This window comes from Tenacibaculum sp. MEBiC06402, from assembly GCF_049239625.1.
Classification (GTDB): domain Bacteria; phylum Bacteroidota; class Bacteroidia; order Flavobacteriales; family Flavobacteriaceae; genus Polaribacter.
On the sequence record NZ_JBMKKT010000021.1, the window covers coordinates 1 to 4153 of the forward strand.

The following is a 4153-nucleotide window of genomic DNA, read 5'->3' on the forward strand; positions in this document are numbered from 1 at the left end:
ATAAGATTGAATTTCCGATGAGGAAATTCAGCCGCAATTAATTATACACCTTGTTGTAAGCGGTTTTATTCTTTTTGTTTAATCAACTTTAAATTATGAAACTCAATTTCTGTTAAAAACCTTTCAACATTTCTATGCTCAGCTCTATACCATTCTTTATTTTTAAAGTACTTATCCATTTCTCCGCCTTTTTTAAAAGTATATCCATATCTAGCAAAAATTTCATTTCTCATTAATTTCAGGTCTTGCAAACTCATTTTATTTAACTCAGCAATGCTTAACTTTCTTGTAGATGCTTCAATGTAGTTACCATGATAGATGTGCTTGAAATTAAGCGGCGTTCTAATTCCAATTTCAAATTCACCGTTTTCAATCCATATTGTCCAAGGGTTATCAATCCTAAGTCCTTTTATTAAATCTCCAGACTCAGTTTTATATCTGATAAACTGTCCAGTATGTTGGTCACTCGTGAATTTTCCGTTTTTATCTATTGATATGTTTGTTAACGTTATATAGTTGTATTTCCAAAACCCAGTATTTTCCTCCCAATATCCATACTTAATTTGTCCTATAATACAACCTCCAGAATAAAACAAATTAAAATTAGATTCACTTTCACTCTCTCCGAAATGATATGTTCCAGAATATTCAATTTCAAATTTTGGGATCCAAATTGTTAAATCAGATTCATTTATTTCTTCTGACCCTAAGTATTGTGCAAAGACTAGATTTGAAGTGAAAAATAGGATTAGTAAGATTCTCATAATTTCTTTTTCTAAATTGCTTACAACGTATTCGTATATGATTTTTTGCGGGAAAAGGACGCGAGTCGTTTTCCGATGTTGCGGAAAGATAATTAATTGCGGTTGAATTTCCGGTGAGGAAATTCAACCGCAATTAATTATACACCTTGTTAACCTACGTTTTATAATTATTTAATCGAAATAATCTCTGAACTGATTAACCACTAACTCTGTGTACCAAGCTAAATAAGGTATTAATTTTAATACCTCATATTTTTTTCCATTTACAATAGTCATAGGTTTTGTTTTGAATTTGAAATCTCCTGTTACTTTTTCTAAAGGATGATTTGATAAATATTCCATTATTATCCCTCCCTTTGTAATATTATCAATGTAGATTTTAACATTTGGGGGACAATTTAAACTTGCTTCCTCTTCAGTTCTAAATTGAACTTGGCCTGATTGTTCAATAGAGTCTAGAGGTAATTCAAATTCTAAAGGAATTCGATGCTTATCTATATTACTGATAGAATTAAGTAAATATAGAGGATCATCTTGCGGTGTTCCTTCTACATTATCATTCGCTCTTTGAAAAGGTTGAATTAATGTTAGTTTTTCAGCGACTGGTTGAGGCAATTGATTTAAAAGTTGTCTGGTTTGATTTATAAAATCTTGTTCTTTGTGATAAATCGGAAATTTTAATTTACTTGGTTTATCTGGAGGGTTTTTTACATTAAGAGCAAGAAGAAATACTAAATTGTCTAATAAGCTTCTCAAATTATGAATACAATCTCCAAAATCTAATTCCCATTTTTCAATTTCAACAAGTTTATGAGTGCTATCAACAATAATTTTAAACCCTTTTTTTTCTGATAAAAACTCACATTTACAATCAATAGTATTATTAGAAGACCATTTTTCATAATCAACCATAATACTATTAATATGTTCAACTGCTCTCTTTAGTTTTAAGTCAATTTTTTTCATTCTATCTTAATGTAGGCTAACGGTCTTGTATATGAAACGTAGCGTGTAAAAAGACGCTGACTTTTCGGATTAAACACGAGCCGAATTTTTAAATTTTTCTTTTTATCTTTATTTTACTAAAAGCCAAATTTAAAAATTTGGCGGTCTTCACAAATATGCACAAACCTCTTGGAATGCCTGTAATAGCTATGTTTTATATACGTTGTTAGCCACTGGCTTTTTCTTCATACTCTGGACAGTCCAATCTAATTTCTCGATTTAATAATTCCTTTTGAAGCAAATTACAGTAATCCGATTCTTGCTGTTTTTCATAAAACTTGCATCCATAACAAGTCCGTTGTACGCTCAATATTCCGTTGCTATTTAATTTGTAAATCAGTTGACTTAAAGTGCCGAATAAACTCTCTAACTCGGATTGTGAAAAGCCATCAACTTGATTTTTTAACGGACTTGAGAAATCATAAGTTTGAGAAACTAAATCATTTCCTAAATCGGATAATGATATTGAATAACTGCGACTATCTGAAGATGAAAAATCTTTTACTATTAATCTCTTCTTGTCTAAAATTCTAATAGCATCACTTACAGTTGGTTTTGTTACGTTAAATTCTTTAGCAAGATGACTAACATTACACAAGTTGTCTTTATGAAATGCTATGAAAATTAGAATCTGAATTTGAATTGGACTTAAACCGACCAATTTAGCTTTTTCCCATAGCAACATTTTAAATACTTCCGAAACTCGTTCTAAACCTGCAACAATTTTACTTGAAATATCTTTTTCTTGTTGTTCTGGGTTAAATGTACTTCTCTTCATAAAAAAGCCTGCCGAAATTTGTTCGACAGGTAAAGTTAGTAATCCTAATTAAATTAATTGCAATTTTCCATTTCTATAATGGAAAAACCATTTTTTTCAATTGATGAAATGATGTCTGCTGTAGCTTGTTCTATGTGACAAAGTTTACATTCTTTAGCAGATAATTGACCTGTTTGAAAAGGTTTGGTTTTTAGATAAGCCTTACCGAAATTGAATACTGTTTGTTCATTGGTTACATTATCAGGAACGAGAATATCAAAATGCATAATATTACCATCTTCTCTTTTTACATAAGTGTCCCAAACTGCTACTTCCATTTTATTAGTTCTTTACTTTATATGGTAACGACAAATCTCCACTTGCCACAGTAAAAACTTCGTAAACTCCGAGCATAGGTAAATTTTCATTACTTGTATTTACTTTCATAAATGCTGTAACACCATCATAACTAAAGTTTGTTCTATTGTTCATACGATAATCTGGCACGACTACCTTTATTATGTTGCTTTTAGTTATAACAGGATAACCTGGCGAATCCATATACATTGGCATTCCTGGGTTTGTTGGTGGTAAAACAACTGTCTCATCTGCTTTCTTAAATTGTTTAACCGAAAGTCCTCCATCAACTCTTTTATCTTCGTGAAGAATTACCCAATGTGGATGCCAAATAATTCCATCGTTATCAAATATTTGGTCACTATTCTCATCCCAAAGTGGTGTATCATCAAAATCGGGATGTGATGTTAAAGCAAGTGCAACAATTCCATCTGTTTGATTAAAGCCAACATCAGTAGGTTTTAAACTTGTTGGAAAAACATAGCCTAAAACAGGTGCACCATCAAGTTGACCAACTTTAGTTGGTGTTGTTTTTCCTGCTGTACCATCTACAGTTATTTCCCAAATAGTAACTCCTAAATCGGGTTTGTGTGTTACACTAACTTCATTGATTTTGAAATTGTCATTTTTATATTCGCTTTCTTGAGCACAAGAATTTGTTGTGTATAAAAGCATCGTTGTTGATAGTAATAATAGTATTGATTTCATTTCGATTTGTTTTAAGAAGTTAGGATTCCTTGAATGTTAGGAAACCTAACTATATGTTATAAAAATTAACCTTTTACATCTGCCATTGAAGCACCAAAGTTTATATGTAATGTATTGCCATTAGGTGTGACTAAAGCTGGAACAGAGTTTACTCCTGCTTTTTCTGCTTCTGAAATTCTGTTACGGTCTATTCCAATGTTTACGACTTCAACATTTTCAGCTCCTACTAAATTTACGATATCGTGTTCTGCACTTACGCAAACTGGACATCCTGCGTGATAGAAAATTGATTTACTCATTTTATTATATTTTTTGATTTATGCATTATTGCAATGCAAATATAGTAAGGAATCCTAACTATATAAATTTTGAGTCAATTTTTTTTGAAATGGGTAGTGGATTTTTAATCGAGAGTTGGTTACGTGCAGTATTTTCAGCTTGTGGCTAACGTATTTGTGTATGGTTTTTTGCGGGAAAAGGACGCGAGTTCTTTTCCGTTTTTGCGGAAAGATAATTAATAAGATTGAATTTCCGATGAGGTCCCGAAGCTTCGGGACAGCCG

6 protein-coding genes are annotated in these 4153 nt (G+C 31.5%); all 6 read right to left on the reverse strand.

All coding sequences use genetic code 11. The features are described 5' to 3' along the window. Positions 1-65: 65 nt before the first annotated feature. The 6 genes from ACOSP6_RS00160 to ACOSP6_RS00185 all read right to left on the reverse strand — a co-directional run bounded on the left by ACOSP6_RS00160 (position 66) and on the right by ACOSP6_RS00185 (position 3890). Positions 66-764 (reverse strand): YARHG domain-containing protein, encoded by a 699-nt coding sequence (locus ACOSP6_RS00160; RefSeq protein ID WP_422092383.1) that lies wholly within the window; start codon positions 762-764, stop codon positions 66-68. A 171-nt stretch (positions 765-935) separates the two neighbouring features. After that, the gene (locus ACOSP6_RS00165; RefSeq protein WP_422095576.1) at positions 936-1730 is read right to left on the reverse strand and encodes a hypothetical protein; all 795 of its coding nucleotides are present in this window, start codon (positions 1728-1730) and stop codon (positions 936-938) included. Positions 1731-1935: 205 nt separating this feature from the next. Next, a complete protein-coding gene (locus tag ACOSP6_RS00170) occupies positions 1936-2547 on the reverse strand; it encodes a MarR family transcriptional regulator (RefSeq protein ID WP_422095578.1) in 612 nt (203 codons plus the stop codon). A gap of 53 nt (positions 2548-2600) precedes the next feature. Next, positions 2601-2864, reverse strand: a complete 264-nt coding sequence (locus ACOSP6_RS00175; RefSeq protein ID WP_422095579.1) for a DUF2024 family protein — start codon at positions 2862-2864, stop codon at positions 2601-2603. Between the two features lie 4 nt (positions 2865-2868). Then, positions 2869-3591: a hypothetical protein gene (locus ACOSP6_RS00180; protein ID WP_422095581.1), complete on the reverse strand. Its 723-nt coding sequence runs from the start codon at positions 3589-3591 to the stop codon at positions 2869-2871. Positions 3592-3656: 65 nt separating this feature from the next. Next, positions 3657-3890, reverse strand: a complete 234-nt coding sequence (locus ACOSP6_RS00185; protein ID WP_422095582.1) for a thioredoxin family protein — start codon at positions 3888-3890, stop codon at positions 3657-3659. Between the last annotated feature and the right edge of the window lie 263 nt (positions 3891-4153).